We start from the raw sequence: 14393 nt of genomic DNA, 5'->3' as shown, positions 1-14393 counted from the left end.
CCCCGCCGCCCGCGACCGGCGGCGCGGACGCCGACGCGGTCATGCGGATCGTTGCCGATACCGTGGCCCGGGCGCACCTGAGATCGGCGATCGTGCGGGTCACCGTCGACGGCAAGGAGCTGGTGACCCGGGCCGTCGGCGAATCGATGACCGGCGTACCGGCCACCACGGACATGCATTTCCGCAACGGCGCGGTCGCCATCTCCTATGTCTCGACGCTGCTGTTGATCCTGGTGGACGAAAAGGTGGTCAGCCTGGATGACAAGCTCTCGACATGGCTGCCCGACATTCCGCACGCCGACGGTGTCACACTGGGCCAGTTGGCCCAGATGACGTCGGGTTATGTGGACTACGTCATCGGCAACACCGCGATGAACGATGCACTGTATGCAAATCCGTTCCGGCACTGGACAACCCAGGAACTGCTGGATTTCGCGGTGCACCGGCCGCTGCTGTACGAGCCCGGCACCAACTGGAACTACGCCCACACCAACTATGTGCTGCTCGGGCTGGCACTTGAGAAGCCACCGGCACAGACATGCCGACGTTGTTGTCCGACAAGGTCCTTCGCCCGCTGGGTCTGACCGGCACCGCCAACGCAGACACCGCGGCGATCCCGGCGCCGGCACTGCACGCATTCAGTTCCGAGCGCCGGGCCGCCCTCAAGATCCCGGCCGGCACCCCGTTCTACGAGGAGACGACATTCTGGGATCCGTCCTGGACCATCACCCGCGGCGCGATCCAGACCTCGACGATCTACGACCTGGAGGCCACGGCCGCCGGCATCGGGTCGGGCCGGCTGCTGTCCCCGGACTCCTATCGCGCGATGGTGTCCACCGATCTGCGCGGCAGGACACACCCGCAGCCGGGCTGCACCACGTGCGCCGCGATGACCGACGGCTACACCTACGGCCTGGGCATCATCGTCTCCGGTCACTGGCTGTTGCAGAACCCGATGTTCGCCGGGTACGCGGCAGCCGAGGCGTACCTCCCGTCGCGCAGGATCGCCATCGCCGTCGCGGTCACCTTCGCCCCGGAAGCCTTCGACGATGCGGGCGACTACCGCAACGAGGCCGAGACGCTGTTCCGCAAGATCGGCGCCGAGGTGGCCCCCGAAGATGCGCCCCCGATGCCACCGACGAGATAATGGCGGCCGTGGCCCCCAAGGTTCTCTTCCTCTACAACGAACACCTGGCTTCGGAGGCCCTGCTCGGCGAGGCGTTCACCGAGCAGGGATTCGACGTGCACACCTTCGAGGTGGTGCCCGCCGAGCGGGTCGAGCACCCGGCCGGCGATGTCACCTTCCCCGACGCCACCGACTACGACGTGATCGTCCCGCTGGGCGCGCGCTGGCCGGTGTACGACGACGCGCTGCGGCGCACCTGGGTGGGCGCCGAAACCCGGCTGCTGCACGAGGCCGCCGATGCCGGGGTCGCCATCCTGGGGGTGTGCTTCGGCGGGCAGTTGATCGCACAGGCCTTCGGCGGCACCGTGTCCCGGGCACCGGTCGCCGAGATCGGCTGGACCGACGTCAGCACCGACCGGCCCGATCTGGTGCCGAATGGGCCGTGGTTCGAGTGGCATTTCGACCGGTGGACACTGCCCCCGGGTGCCGTCGAGGTCGCCCGCACCGCCAAGGCGTCGCAGGCGTTCGTGCTCGGGCGGGCACTGGCGCTGCAGTTCCATCCCGAGATCGACGAGCGGTTGCTGGCCCGGTGGCTGGCCGACGACCGCGACGGCGAGGTACTCGGCTACGGGTTGAACCACGATGAATTGCTCACCCGCACAGCCGAACTGAAGAGCAACGTGGCGCAGCGGGTACGGGGTTTGGTCGACGGTTTCCTGACCCACGTGGCACGTCAGCCGTGCCCGAGTTCGTGAGCCAGCGCGGCCTCGATGCCCGGACGGCGAAACCGGTGCCCGAGCCGCTGCAGCTTGGCCGGTAGCACCCGCTGGTCGGCCTCCGCGAGCTCCCGCACCCCCTGCTCACCCAGCAGGAGCCGGGGACCCAACGACGGCACCGGCAACAACGTCGGCCGGTGCAGCACATGCCCGAGCGCGGCGGTGTACTCGGCGTTGCGCACCGGGTGGGGTGCCACCGCGTTCACCGGACCGGACAGTCGGTCGTCGTAGAGGGCGCGGTAGTAGACGTCCAGCAGATCGTCCAGGCCGATCCAGGACAGCCATTGCGCCCCGCTGCCGAGGCGGCCACCCAATCCGGCGGAAAACAGCGGTCGCAGCAGCCGCAGCGTCCCGCCGGCCGACGATTGCACCACTCCGGTGCGGACATTGACCACCCGCAGTCCGGTGGCAGCGGCGGGGGTGGTGGCCGCCTCCCAGTCGGCGACCACATCGGCCAGGAAGCCGTCGCCGCGGCCGCTCGTCTCATCCAGCGGGGTGTCACCGCGGTCGAATCCGTAGAAGCCGACCGCAGACGCGCTGACGAAGGTGCGCACCCCGGCTGTGCGGCCGGCCAGCTCGGCCAGTGCACGGGTGGGCTCGATCCGGCTGTCCCGGATGGCCCGGCGATGCTGCTCGGTGAACCGGCCCGCGATGGACGCACCGGCGAGATGGACCACGGCGTCCACGCCCACCAGCAGTCCGGGATCGGGCTCGGCCGGATTCCATTGGCGCTCAACGGGTCCACCCGCCGGGCGACGCACCAGCGCGATCACCCGATGACCGCCCGACGTCAGGAACGCCGTCAGCGCCGAGCCCACCATGCCGCCGGCTCCGGTGATCGCGACCGTCAGCGGCGCCGAGCCCGCCGCGGCGGCATCGCGGTGCGCGGCCAGGTCATCGGCCAGCTGGGCGTGCCGGTAGACGAACATCGGCCGCAGCACCGACGCCGGGAGCACCGTCTCGACCCGGTCGTACACCCTTGTCGAATCCGCCCCGGCGGCGCTGAACTCGTGGGTGTGTCGCCATCTGCCGATCGTCCTGGCCGGCCAGGACGACAGGCCGTCGGAGGCCAGCACGTCGACGAAGCGGTGCGGCGGGTCGTAGCCGGTGGGATCGTGCTGGGCGATCCAGCGCAGCCCACCGGGCAGCCCCAGCACCGCCTGGCCGTCGGCCAGCGAGGCTGTCTCCTTCAGCGCCGTCATCGGCTGCCACGTGGGCACCAGGCGGCGCATCGCACCGGGCCGGGCGTGCCAGGCAAACACCTCGTCCAGCCGATGATCGACCACGCTGTCGTATTCGATGCCCATGAGTGATTAGCCACCTCCCCGGCCGGGGTACCCAGCGCAGACCCGGCGCATGCTGGAAGTGTCCCCGCTCACGAAGCCGACCACGATGAGAAGCCTGCGTACCACCAGATTCGCCGACCGCCGGGAGGCCGGCCGAATCCTCGCCGGACAGCTGGCCGCCTATCGCGGACGGCCCGACGTGCTGGTACTCGGGCTGGCTCGCGGCGGAGTGCCCGTCGGGTGGGAGGTCGCCACCTACCTGGGCGCCCCGTTCGACACGTTCCTGGTGCGCAAGCTGGGAGTGCCGAACCACCCCGAGTTGGCCATGGGCGCGCTGGCCGGTGGGGGCGGGCTGGTGCTCAACCGGGAGCTGATCCGCGATCTGCGCATCGGCGACGACCAGCTGCAGGAGACGATCCGGGCCGAGACCGTCGAGCTGCACCGGCGCGAAGGCGCTTATCGCGGTGACCGGCCACCGTTGGCACTGGCGGGGCGCACCGTGATCCTGGTCGACGACGGCGTCGCGACAGGTGCCAGCATGTTCGCCGCCGTGCGGGCGGTCCGGGCGGCCGGTCCGGCCGCGGTGGTGGTGGCGGTTCCGGTGTCCCCGCACCCGACGTGCCGGGCGTTACGCTCCGAAGCCGACGCGGTGTTCTGCGCGTGCACACCGGCCGACTTCAGCGCCGTCGGGCAGGTGTACGCCGATTTCCGGCAGACCAGCGATGACGAGGTGCGCCAGCTGCTGGCGACGCGGACCTGACTACTTGTGCTCGGCCCCGGGTTCGGCGTCGGACTCGGCTTCGGCTTCAGGCGCGTCGGCCGGCGCGTCAGCAGGCGCATCGGCCGGGACTTCCTCGACCTCGGCGGCCGGCTCGTCCGGGTAGTCCTGCACCGCAGCGGTTTCCGGGTCTTCGGCGTCGTCGTCCTCGGTGTCCCGCCGTGAGCGGTCCCGCAGCGCATCGACGATGAGCAGCAGGACACCGATCACGCTGGCGCCGATGCACACCCACGCGATGAGCTCGTTGCTGGTGACGACGGCGGCCACCAGCGAGGCCAGGCCGATGACGGCAAGGACGAGCGCAATGATCAGCATTGATCGAACTTAGCCGGTTGTGCGCGGATCAGTTGTTGCCCCGGTTGAACTGGTTGAACCCGCCCGATTCGTTGGTCGCCCCGGAATCCACCGGTGCGGCCGAACCACGCTGCCCCAACTCTTCGAGCTGCGATTCGAGGTAGGTCTTGAGCCGGGTGCGGTATTCGCGCTCGAAGGTGCGCAATTGCTCCAGGCGACCTTCCAGCACCGTGCGCTGCTGGTTGATGGTGCCCATGATCTCGGAGTGCTTGCGCTCGGCGTCGGCCTGCAGGGCATCGGCCTTCTCCTGCGCCTGACGCAGCTGGGTCTCCGACCGCGTCTGGGCATCGGACAGCAGCGCCTCGGCGCGCTGACGCGCATCGGCCACCGTGGTCTCGGCGGTGTGCCGGGCCTCGCTGACCAGGGCGTCGGCCTGGGCCCGCGCATCCGAAAGCAGCTTCTCCGACTCCGCCTTGGCGGATCCGGTGAGCCGGTCGGCGGTGTCCTGGGCCAGGCTGAGCACCTTGGCGGCCCGGACATGGTGATCCTCGGAGACCGGCGCGGCCGGGGCCTGCGCGACGGGCTGCGGCGCCTCGTACACCGGCGCCACTACCGGCTCCGGCTCGGGTTCGGGCTGGTAGGCGGGGATCGACTGGGTCGGCTGCGCACCACCGGAACGGGCGCCGGCCAGCTCCTGGTCCAGCTCCGACACCCGCTGACGAAGGTCAGCGTTCTCCTCGATGAGCCTGGTGAGCTCGTTCTCCACCAGGTCGAGGAAGGCATCGACCTCGTCCTCGTTGTAACCGCGTTTTCCGATGGGCGGCTTACTGAATGCGACGTTATGAACGTCAGCAGGTGTGAGCGGCATCGTCTGCCCCCTTGAAGTCTGGACCGTCAACCGGTTTCAAAGTGTAAAGCGTCCGTACGAGTAACTGGCGTCCATCCTGTCACAGCAGACCCGGCGGTTGCAGAGGAGGCTCATAATTAAGAGCGAATTTCAATCTTCTGCGCTGGTCGGCCGCGGTCCGCCGGCCGGAATGGCGCGCTCAGCCGGCCGAGCCCGCGGCGGCCCCGAAGGCCAGTTGCATGCCGATGAACGCCACCAGCAACAGCACCATGATCGACAGGTCGAAGCGCACGGCGCCGATGGTCAGCTGCGGGATCAGCCGGCGCAACAGTTTCACCGGCGGGTCCGTGACGGACAGGATCAGCTCGAGGATCACCACTGTCAGGCCGGTGGGATGCCAGTCCCGGCTGAACGACCGGATGAACTCCACGACCACTCGTGCGATCAGCAAGAGCCAGAACACGAACAGCGCGAAACCAAGGATTTCGAAGAACAGCGCCAAGAGATGCCGACCTCACTACGGCGGAAACAAGGTTGCAGACCGGTGGGACCAGCGGGTCCCTCGGGGATTCAGCCTACCCGGCAAGCCCGGACAACCCCTGCCGCAACCACCGGCAGGGGTTTGTCCGGCTACTGGTAGGAGTAGAAACCCGCTTCGGCGATGCGGCGGCGCTCCTCGGCGGTGACGTCGACGTCGGCCGGCGAGAGCAGGAACACCTTGGTGGCCACCTTGTCGAACGATCCGCGCAGCGCGAAGGCCAGTCCGGCGGCGAAGTCGACGAGGCGCTTGGCATCGGCGTTGTCCATCGACACCAGATCCATGATCACCGGGGTGCCGTCGCGGAACCGCTCACCGATGGTGCGGGCTTCGCTGTAGTCCTTCGGGCGCAGCGTCGTGATCTTGGCCAGCGGGCTGCCGGCCTCGAACAGTTCGGCCATCCGGCGCGGTTCCATCGCCAGTGAACCGCGGGTCGGGGCGGTGGCGAAGCGCGGAGCGGGACGGTCGAACTCACGCGGGGTGCGCAGCCGGCCTTCGAATCGTGGCGAGTCATACGCGCCGCGGTAGGCACCCGGCGCCATTTCCATCTCGCGCTCGTACTCGCGGGGAGCCCGATCATCGAAGGCGCGGGGCTCGCGGCCGTAACCCTCGTCCTCGAATCGGTCCTCGGCGCCCCGGCGCGGATAGGAACGCGACGGACGCTCGTCGTCGTAGTAGTCGTCTTCGTATTCGTCCAGCGGCGCCATACCGAAGTAGGCCTTGACCTTGTGCAGTGTGCTCATCGCCTGCCCCTTCTGACTGCTGATGTCTGTGGTGTCTGTGATGAAGATGTGACTGGAGTGACTACTCAGGGTGACGTTAGCGGGCGTTGTCCCATCAACGCGGTTCCGACACGCACACACGTGGATCCATGTCGCACAGCTACTTCGATATCGCCGGACATGCCCGCCGACAAGCCCAGCCGGTGACTGAAAGACCGCTGCACCCTGTCCCGTTCGGCCGCCAGCAGGCCGAACGCCTCGTCGGCATCCCAGCCCAGCGGCGGGATGCCCATCAATCCCACGAATTCCAGCGCGTCGATGGCGTGGGCGGCCGCGCACAATTCGAGGACCTGATCCGGCCGGCTCACCGGGACACCGCCGCGGGCCGGGTCGCCGTCCAGGCTGATCTGGAGGTAGACCCGCAACGGTCGGGTTCGCCGGCCGCCGGCGATCTCCTCCTCGGCGGCGCCCCCGAGGGCGGAGATGAGCCGGGCACTGTCCACCGAGTGAGCGGCGTAGGCCCAGCGGGCCACCGCGCGTGCCTTGTTGCGCTGGATGCTGCCGACCATGTGCCAGCGAATCGCATCGGCCGGCTCGGCGGGAAATGCCGCCGCGACGGTGGCCGCCTTGGCGGCAGCCTCCTGTTCGCGCGACTCACCGAACTCGGTACATCCCAACCGGCGCAGGATGATCACGTCCGAAGCCGGGAAGAACTTGGTGATCGGCAGCAGCTCGACCTGCCGGACATCGCGCCCGGCCGCTTCGGCCGCGGCCGCCAGCCTGGCCCGGACCGCGGCCAGCGATCCGGCAAGTTCCGCGTCGCGGTGTGTCTGCCCGGTCATTCCATCCACACCAATGACGCCAGCCGGCCGGTCGGGGCGCCGCGCCGGTGACTGAACAACCGCCGGTCCTCGACGGTGCAGCGCGGGTCGATATCGATGGCTCTTATCCCCAATGTCGTCAATTGCCGGGCAATTCCGGCGCGGATGTCCAGACCGGGCGTGCCCTTGGCGGTGGTGGTGCGGCTGCCGGGCAATGCCGCCTCGACCTCATCGGCCATCACCGCGGGCACTTCGTAGTTGCGGCCACTGACCGCCGGACCGAGCAGCACCGAGATGTCGGCGACGGACGCCCCGAGTTCCACCATCTGTTCGACGGTGCGCGCCGCGATGCCCAGCTGCGCGCCGACCCGGCCGGCGTGGGCGGCGCCGATCACCCCGGCCCGCGGGTCGGCCAGTAACACCGGAACGCAGTCGGCGGACAACACCGCCAGGGCCAGCCGCGGCGCCGTGGTCACCAGCGCATCGGTGTCGGCCACGACGGCACCGGGATCGCCGTCGACCACCACGACGTTGGCCGAGTGCACTTGGTTCATCCACACCACGGCGTCCGCACCAATGGTGTCGGCCAGGCGTTTTCGGTTGGCTGCGACGGCCGCCGGATCGTCACCGACGTGGTCGCCCAGGTTGAAGGTGTCATAGGGCGGCCGCGAGACGCCGCCCGCGCGGGTGGTCGTCACGCGCCGAACCCGGACGGGCACGGCGGCTAGTGGCGCATGAAGGGCGGCACGTCGACGTCGTCGTCGGAGATGCCGCCGTCATCCGGTCCGCCGATACGCACCGTGGCCCCGTTGGTGTGCCCGGCCGGAACGCTGACCGCGTCGGCCGGTTCGAACACCGTGGAGCGGACGTTGCCCGCCGCCCCGGGGGCGATGGGCTGGCCGCCCTGCCCCGTCACCGGTTTACGGCTCGGCGTCACGCTGTCGAAGCCCGCCGCGATGACGGTGACACGCACCTCGTCGCCCAGCGAGTCGTCGATGACGGTGCCGAAGATGATGTTGGCGTCCGCGTGGGCGGCCTCCTGTACCAGCGAAGCGGCCTCGTTGATCTCGAACAGGCCCAGGTCGCTGCCACCGGCCACCGACAGCAGCACGCCCTGGGCGCCCTCCATCGAGGCTTCCAGCAGCGGGGAGTTGATCGCGATCTCGGCGGCCTTGAGCGCGCGGCCGTCACCGCGGGCCGAGCCGATACCCATCAACGCGGTGCCCGCGCCGCTCATCACGCCCTTCACGTCGGCGAAGTCGACGTTGATCAGGCCGGGGGTGGTGATCAGATCGGTGATGCCCTGCACGCCGTTGAGCAGCACCTCGTCCGCGCTGCGGAACGCGTCCATGAGAGACACCGCGGCATCGCCCATCTGCAACAGGCGGTCGTTGGGGATGACGATCAGGGTGTCGCAGCTCTCGCGCAGCGACTGGATACCGTTCTCGGCCTGGTTGGACCGGCGCTTGCCCTCGAAGGAGAACGGGCGGGTCACCACACCGACGGTCAGCGCACCGAGCTTGCGCGCGATGGACGCCACCACCGGCGCGCCGCCGGTGCCGGTGCCGCCACCTTCGCCGGCGGTGACGAACACCATGTCGGCGCCGCGCAGCAGTTCCTCGATATCGTCCTTGGCGTCCTCGGCGGCCTTACGGCCCACCTCCGGATCGGCGCCGGCGCCGAGGCCGCGGGTGGAGTCCCGGCCGACGTCGAGCTTGACGTCGGCGTCGCTCATCAACAGCGCCTGCGCGTCGGTGTTGATGGCGATGAACTCCACGCCTTTGAGTCCGTGTTCGATCATCCGGTTGACGGCATTCACGCCGCCGCCGCCGATGCCGACCACCTTGATGACCGCGAGGTAGTTGTGCGGGGGGGTCATGGGGTGCCTTCCTCCCAGAATGTTCGTGTCCTGTGCGCGGTGAAAACCCTCAACCTCAACCATAGGTTTAAAGTTATGTCAAGTAGTTCCGCGCAAACAGAACGGTAGGGCGACGACGCCGTATCGCGCGTCAGGCGCGCCGGGGTGTCGCGCGGGTTTTCTTGTGATCTGCCCAGTTGGGATGTGTGCGCCGTTACTTGACCGTCGGGAGGTCCGGGCTCGACACGTCGTACGTGCGTCCCGGCTGGGTCAACAGCGCCGCCAGTTTGAGCGCCTTCTCATCGGTGCGATCGTTTGTGCCCCACACCACCACCCGGCCGTCGATCAGCGTGAGCGTGATCGCCGCGACCGAAGGCGCGGCGATCCGGCCGACCTGGCCGGCCACCTCGGGCGGGAGCGAGATGAGCACCTGCAGCGCGGCCTTGGTGGCGGGATCCTTGGGACCGGGCGTGTCGGCGTCCAGGTAGGGCAGCCCGGGCGGCGGTGGGCCGGTGACGAAATCGACGCCGTCCCTGTCATAGAGGTGCGGGCCGTCGGGAAAGTCCTTGACCACCAGCGGTACCCGCTCGACGACGGTGATGCGCAGGGTCGACGGGTATTCGCGCTGCACCCGCGCGCTGGCCACCCGGCGGATGGTGGCCACCCGTTCGGCCACCGAATCGGTGTCCACCTGCAGCAGTGGCGTGCCCTGCGGGACAGCCGCCGCGACGGTGATCTCATCCTGGGTCAGCACGCTGAGTCCGGTGACGACCGTCTCGCGTACCGACATCACCGGCGTGAAGTACAGCACCAGGCCCAGTGCCACCGTCACCACCGACAGCAGTGCGGTCCACATCAGCAGCTTCAGGCCACGGATCACCCTGCGGGCCGGGGCGGCCTGCTGCGGCTCGGCGCGCCCGGACACCTTGCGCTTGGCCTCCCGGCGGGCGTCCTCGATGGCGGTGGCGCGGGCCTGCGCAGCGCGGCGCTCCTCCCGTTCGCGGCGGGCACGCCGGCGGGGCCCCTCGAAATCGGCTTCTGCCTCCGGGTTTTCGGGGGTCTCCGGGTTTTCGGGCGCCTCCGGGTTCTCGGGCGCCTCCGGCGATTCCGGCGGCGCGGCCCCGGACTCGGGTTCGGGTCCCGGTTCGGTCATCACCGCTCCGGCCGGTGCTGCAGTGCGATGAGGATCTCGCGGGCCAGCAGGGTGACGTCACCGGCGCCCATGGTGACCACCACATCGCCCGGTGCGGCCACGTCCGCCACCCGGCCGGCCACCGCGGAGAAATCCGGCACGTAGTGCACAGGTGCGCTGACGTGTTCGACGATGCTGCGTCCGCTCACCCCGGCGATGGGTTGTTCGCGGGCGGCATACACGTCCAGCACGAACACCTCGTCGGCGGCGCTCAGCGCGACGCCGAACTCGCGCGCGAAAGTCTCTGTCCGCGAATACAGATGGGGCTGGAAGACCACGATGGCCTTGCCCTTGGATTCCTTTGCCAACGCGCACACCGCCGTCAGCGCGGCGGCCACCTTGGTGGGGTGGTGCGCGTAGTCATCGAAGATCCGGACTCCGGCGGCCGTGCCGACCAGCTCGAACCGGCGACGCACACCCTCGAAATCGGCCAGTCCCTCCAGCACGACATCCGGTTTCGCGCCCGCTTGCATCGCCGCCAACAGCGCGGCCAGCGCATTGAGCGCCATGTGCCGGCCCGGCACCGCCAGCCGCATGGTCCGCGGACCGCTCTCCCCCGCCAACTGCACTTCGGCCACCGCATTGGTGCCACGCTGCTGCCAGTCCACCAACGCACCGGCCAGGTCGGGCCGGCCCGCACTGCCATAGCGGAGCACCCGAATACCAAGGGCGGCAGTGCGTTCGGCCAGCGCGTCGGCCCCCGGGTCGTCGACGCACGCCACCAGAACGCCGCCCGGTCGCAGCCGTTCCATGAACGCGTCGAACACGTCGACATAGGCCTGTTCGCTGCCGAAGAAGTCCAGGTGATCGGCCTCCACGTTGGTCACCACGGCGATATCGGGCCGGTACTCCACCAGTGAGCCGTCGCTCTCGTCGGCCTCGGCCACGAAATACGGGCCGCTGCCGTGATGGGCATTGGTACCCGACGCCCCGAGGTCACCGCCGACCGCGAAGGAAGGGTCGAATCCGCTGTGCTGCAGGGCCACGATCAACATCGAGGTGGTGGTGGTCTTGCCCGCCGTGCCGGTGACCATCAGCGTGGTGTCACCGGCCATCAATTTGGCCAGCACCACCGGCCGGAGGATCACCGGGATACCGCGGCGGCGCGCCTCGACCAGTTCGGGATTGGTCTTGGGGATCGCGGCGTGGGTGGTGACCACCGCGGTGGGCCCCCCGTCGAGCATGTCCAGCGCCGAGGCGTCGTGACCGATCCGGATCTCGGCGCCGCGGGCGCGCAACGCCGCCACCCCGCGTGACTCCTTGGCATCCGATCCGGAGACCTGCCCGCCGCGGTCCAGCAGGATCCGGGCGATACCCGACATCCCCGCGCCACCGATACCCACCATGTGCACCCGAGCCAACTCGGGCGGCAGCTCCCTCACCTGGACCTCCGGTCCGCACGACCCTGCCGGGCGACTTCAAGTGCCACCTCGGCCACCCTGCGCGCGGCGTCGCGGTGCCCGGCCAGCATCGCCGCCGCCGTCATCCGGCCCAGCCGATCGGCATCGGTGAGCAGCGGGACTATCTGTTCGGCGATCACGTCGCGGGACAGTTCCGCGTCGTCGATCAGCAGTCCACCGCCGGCCGAGACCACCGGCAGTGCGTTGAGGCGCTGCTCCCCGTTGCCGATCGGCAACGGCACATAGACGGCGGGCAGCCCGACGGCGGTGACCTCGGCCACCGTCATCGCCCCGGACCGGCAGATGGCCAGGTCCGCTGCGGCGTAGGCCAGGTCCATCCGGTCCAGGTACGGGACTGCCACATACCTACCGTCCCCGGCGAGTGCCGGCAGGTCGAGGGTGTTCTTCGGGCCGTGCGCGTGTAGCACCGAAACCCCTTTACCGACAAGGTCTTCGGCGGCGGCGGCGACCGCGCGGTTGATCGACTGGGCGCCTTGGGAACCCCCGAACACCAGCAGCACCACGGCGTCCTCGGCGAATCCGAAGGCGGCCCGGGCCTGAGCCCGCAGCGCGGCACGATCCAGTGCGGTGATACTCGCCCGCACCGGCACCCCGACCACCTCGACATCGCGCAGACCCGGATCGGCGACCGCCGAGAGCACCCGCCGGGCCGATCGGGCCCCGACCCGGTTCGCCAGGCCGGCGCTGGCATTGGCCTCGTGGATCACCACGGGTACCCGGTGCCTGCGCAGCCCGGGCCGGGCCGCCAGGTATGCCGGCAGCGCCACGTACCCGCCGAACCCGATGACGACGTCGGCGGCGGTGTCGTCGAACACCGCCCGGGTCTGCCGGATCGCGGTGCGCACCCGCCAGGGCAGCCGGACCAGATCACCCGATGGTTTGCGGGGCAGCGGCACCGGGGTGATCAGGCGCAGGTCGTAACCGCGCTCGGGGACCAGCCGGGTCTCCAGGCCGCGGGCGGTGCCCAGCGCGGTGATCCGGACATCCGGTTCCAGTTCGGTCAGGGCATCTGCCACGGCCATCGCGGGTTCCACATGGCCCGCCGTCCCGCCGCCGGCGAGAACGACCGATATCCCCGAACTGCTCACCCGTAACGCTGACCTTCCAGTGCGCGGGCCCGTCGGCCCTGCTGACGCTGTTCACCAGTTCCGGGGAGGCCGGCACGGGCCGACCGGCCGGAGCGCTGGCCGCCTCCATGATGCCCTGCGCGCCGTGCCGACCGATCAGCCGGAGGGTCGGTTTTGCGTCCGGCGCCGCTCTTGGATTTGGGCAGTGCTTTGGCCGACGCCTTGGGCACCGCCTTCTGGGGCTTTCCGCCGGGCCTGTCGCCCTTGGCGCGCATCCGGTTCCGCGCGACGTCGATGCGGGGCGGCACGTAGGGTTCGGGCAGCGGCAGGCGCAGCAGGCGATTCACCCGGTCGGGGCGGCCCGCACGCAGCGCGGCCACCGCCTCGGGTTCGTGGCGCGCCGCGTTGGTGATCACGCCGAGCACGAAAAGTGTGGTGGCCGTTGATGTTCCGCCGGCCGAGATGAGCGGTAGCTGCAGGCCGGTGACCGGCAGCAGGCCGATCACGTAGCCGACGTTGATGAAGGCCTGGCCGAGCACCCACAGCGTCACCGTGGCGGTCAGCAGGCGCAGGAACGGGTCGGCCGAGCGCCGGGCGATTCGCATGCCGGTGTAGGCGAACAACCCGAATAGGCACAGCAGGCCCGCCGCGCCGAGATAGCCGAGTTCCTCGCCGATGATCGCGAAGATGAAGTCGTTGTGGGCGTTGGGCAGATAGTTCCACTTCGCCGTGCCCTGCCCCAGGCCGTCCCCGAACACACCGCCGTTGGCCAGCGCGTACCGCGCCTGCCGGGCCTGATAGCCCGAGCCCATGGCGTCGGCGCCGGGGTTCAGCCAGGACTGCACACGGTCGGACCGGTAGCCGCGGGAGACGGCCAGGATGGCGGCAGCCACCATGGCCATGGCCAGCGAGCTGACGAACACCCGCAGCGGCAGGCCGGCGTACCACAGCAGACCGAGCAGGATGATCGCCAACGAGACGGTCTGGCCGAGGTCGGGCTGCAGCACGATGAGGGTGAGCGCCAACACGGCGGCGGGCACCAGCGGGACCAGCATCTCGCGCAGTGAGGCCTGCTCCATGCGGCGGGCCGCCAGCAGGTGCGCACCCCAGATGGCGAAGGCGATCTTGGCCAGCTCGGAGGGCTGCATGGAGAATCCGGCGATGATGAACCAGCCGCGAGATCCGTTCGAGTAGGTGCCGATTCCCGGAATGAGCACCAGCACCAGCAGGACGATGGTGACCGCGAACGCCGGCAGCGCCAGCCGGCGCATCAGCGAAATCCGGGTGCGCAGCGCCACATAGAACGCCACCAGACCGACCACGGTCCACAGCACCTGCTTGCCGAAGATGGTCCACGGCGAACCACCCTCGTCGTAAGAGTGCACGCCCGAGGCCGACAGCACCATGATCAGGCCGAGCGTGATGAGCAGGCCCGTGACGGCGATGACGAGATGGAACGACGTCATCGGGCGGCTCAGCCAGGCCCCGAACCGGGTCCGCGGCTCGCCCTTGACGTGCACGGTCTTCGCGGTGTCTGCCGGCGGCTCGGTCGCGCTGTCGTCGGCTTTGCTGGAACGCCGCAGCCGTGACCGCACGGCGGTCAGCAAGCCATCCCCCGGCGGTTCACAAGAGTCACAGGTGTAACACCCGCCCCATCAGTCCCTTGC

Annotated in this window: 14 protein-coding genes and 1 pseudogene; 3 read left to right on the top strand and 12 right to left on the bottom strand. The window is 69.6% G+C overall.

What is annotated here, in order from left to right; all coding sequences use genetic code 11:
- The first annotated feature begins 41 nt into the window (after positions 1-41).
- Together ACXPWS_RS12670 and ACXPWS_RS12665 are read left to right on the top strand one after the other, a co-directional pair.
- Positions 42-1147: pseudogene (locus tag ACXPWS_RS12670) on the top strand (serine hydrolase domain-containing protein).
- Positions 1147-1881: a type 1 glutamine amidotransferase gene (locus ACXPWS_RS12665; protein WP_458712756.1), complete on the top strand. Its 735-nt coding sequence runs from the start codon at positions 1147-1149 to the stop codon at positions 1879-1881. Before ACXPWS_RS12670 ends, ACXPWS_RS12665 begins: the two are co-directional and overlap by 1 nt.
- Here the strand turns inward: ACXPWS_RS12665 and ACXPWS_RS12660 are convergent.
- On the bottom strand, positions 1860-3209 hold the full coding sequence (locus ACXPWS_RS12660) for a TIGR01777 family oxidoreductase (RefSeq protein WP_458712755.1): 1350 nt from the start codon (positions 3207-3209) through the stop codon (positions 1860-1862). The two genes, ACXPWS_RS12665 and ACXPWS_RS12660, sit on opposite strands and share 22 nt — an antisense overlap.
- 85 nt (positions 3210-3294) lie before the next feature.
- Between ACXPWS_RS12660 and ACXPWS_RS12655 the strand changes: the two genes are divergently transcribed.
- The gene (locus ACXPWS_RS12655) at positions 3295-3948 is read left to right on the top strand and encodes a phosphoribosyltransferase (RefSeq protein WP_458712754.1); all 654 of its coding nucleotides are present in this window, start codon (positions 3295-3297) and stop codon (positions 3946-3948) included.
- Here ACXPWS_RS12655 and ACXPWS_RS12650 read toward each other — a convergent pair whose 3' ends face one another.
- The 11 genes from ACXPWS_RS12650 to ftsW form a co-directional block, all read right to left on the bottom strand.
- Positions 3949-4281 (bottom strand): hypothetical protein, encoded by a 333-nt coding sequence (locus ACXPWS_RS12650; RefSeq protein WP_458712753.1) that lies wholly within the window; start codon positions 4279-4281, stop codon positions 3949-3951.
- 28 nt (positions 4282-4309) lie between these two features.
- Positions 4310-5128, bottom strand: a complete 819-nt coding sequence (gene wag31, locus ACXPWS_RS12645; protein WP_458712752.1) for a DivIVA-like cell division protein Wag31 — start codon at positions 5126-5128, stop codon at positions 4310-4312.
- A gap of 178 nt (positions 5129-5306) precedes the next feature.
- Positions 5307-5609: a YggT family protein gene (locus ACXPWS_RS12640; protein ID WP_458712751.1), complete on the bottom strand. Its 303-nt coding sequence runs from the start codon at positions 5607-5609 to the stop codon at positions 5307-5309.
- 128 nt (positions 5610-5737) lie between these two features.
- Entirely contained in the window at positions 5738-6388 is a 651-nt protein-coding gene (locus tag ACXPWS_RS12635; protein WP_458712750.1) for a cell division protein SepF, read from the bottom strand.
- Positions 6389-6453: 65 nt separating this feature from the next.
- Positions 6454-7209 (bottom strand): YggS family pyridoxal phosphate-dependent enzyme, encoded by a 756-nt coding sequence (locus tag ACXPWS_RS12630; protein WP_458712749.1) that lies wholly within the window; start codon positions 7207-7209, stop codon positions 6454-6456.
- On the bottom strand, positions 7206-7907 hold the full coding sequence (gene pgeF, locus ACXPWS_RS12625) for a peptidoglycan editing factor PgeF (protein WP_458712748.1): 702 nt from the start codon (positions 7905-7907) through the stop codon (positions 7206-7208). The genes ACXPWS_RS12630 and pgeF overlap by 4 nt, the downstream gene beginning before the upstream one ends.
- Before the next feature lie 5 nt (positions 7908-7912).
- A complete protein-coding gene (gene ftsZ / locus ACXPWS_RS12620) occupies positions 7913-9067 on the bottom strand; it encodes a cell division protein FtsZ (protein ID WP_458712747.1) in 1155 nt (384 codons plus the stop codon).
- 193 nt (positions 9068-9260) lie between these two features.
- Positions 9261-10199, bottom strand: coding sequence for a cell division protein FtsQ/DivIB (locus ACXPWS_RS12615; RefSeq protein WP_458712746.1), 939 nt, complete (start codon positions 10197-10199; stop codon positions 9261-9263).
- Entirely contained in the window at positions 10199-11584 is a 1386-nt protein-coding gene (murC, locus tag ACXPWS_RS12610; protein WP_458713517.1) for a UDP-N-acetylmuramate--L-alanine ligase, read from the bottom strand. The genes ACXPWS_RS12615 and murC overlap by 1 nt, the downstream gene beginning before the upstream one ends.
- Before the next feature lie 32 nt (positions 11585-11616).
- Positions 11617-12681: an undecaprenyldiphospho-muramoylpentapeptide beta-N-acetylglucosaminyltransferase gene (murG, locus tag ACXPWS_RS12605; protein ID WP_458713516.1), complete on the bottom strand. Its 1065-nt coding sequence runs from the start codon at positions 12679-12681 to the stop codon at positions 11617-11619.
- Positions 12682-12743: 62 nt separating this feature from the next.
- Positions 12744-14330, bottom strand: coding sequence for a putative lipid II flippase FtsW (gene ftsW, locus ACXPWS_RS12600; RefSeq protein ID WP_458713515.1), 1587 nt, complete (start codon positions 14328-14330; stop codon positions 12744-12746).
- Positions 14331-14393: the final 63 nt, after the last annotated feature.

The organism is Mycobacterium sp. BMJ-28, from assembly GCF_054404835.1.
Note: the sequence above shows the minus strand (reverse complement) of the source record. Positions and strands in the feature narration are given on the sequence as shown.

Excerpts from the sequence above, each read along its gene's own strand:
- ACXPWS_RS12665 (WP_458712756.1), top strand. The coding sequence starts at position 1,147 with ATGGCGGCCGTGGCCCCCAAGGTTCTCTTCCTCTACAACGAACACCTG.
- ACXPWS_RS12660 (WP_458712755.1), bottom strand. The coding sequence starts at position 3,209 with ATGGGCATCGAATACGACAGCGTGGTCGATCATCGGCTGGACGAGGTG.
- ACXPWS_RS12655 (WP_458712754.1), top strand. The coding sequence starts at position 3,295 with ATGAGAAGCCTGCGTACCACCAGATTCGCCGACCGCCGGGAGGCCGGC.
- ACXPWS_RS12650 (WP_458712753.1), bottom strand. The coding sequence starts at position 4,281 with ATGCTGATCATTGCGCTCGTCCTTGCCGTCATCGGCCTGGCCTCGCTG.
- wag31 (WP_458712752.1), bottom strand. The coding sequence starts at position 5,128 with ATGCCGCTCACACCTGCTGACGTTCATAACGTCGCATTCAGTAAGCCG.
- ACXPWS_RS12635 (WP_458712750.1), bottom strand. The coding sequence starts at position 6,388 with ATGAGCACACTGCACAAGGTCAAGGCCTACTTCGGTATGGCGCCGCTG.
- ACXPWS_RS12630 (WP_458712749.1), bottom strand. The coding sequence starts at position 7,209 with ATGACCGGGCAGACACACCGCGACGCGGAACTTGCCGGATCGCTGGCC.
- ftsZ (WP_458712747.1), bottom strand. The coding sequence starts at position 9,067 with ATGACCCCCCCGCACAACTACCTCGCGGTCATCAAGGTGGTCGGCATC.
- ACXPWS_RS12615 (WP_458712746.1), bottom strand. The coding sequence starts at position 10,199 with ATGACCGAACCGGGACCCGAACCCGAGTCCGGGGCCGCGCCGCCGGAA.
- murC (WP_458713517.1), bottom strand. The coding sequence starts at position 11,584 with ATGGTGGGTATCGGTGGCGCGGGGATGTCGGGTATCGCCCGGATCCTG.
- murG (WP_458713516.1), bottom strand. The coding sequence starts at position 12,681 with ATGGCCGTGGCAGATGCCCTGACCGAACTGGAACCGGATGTCCGGATC.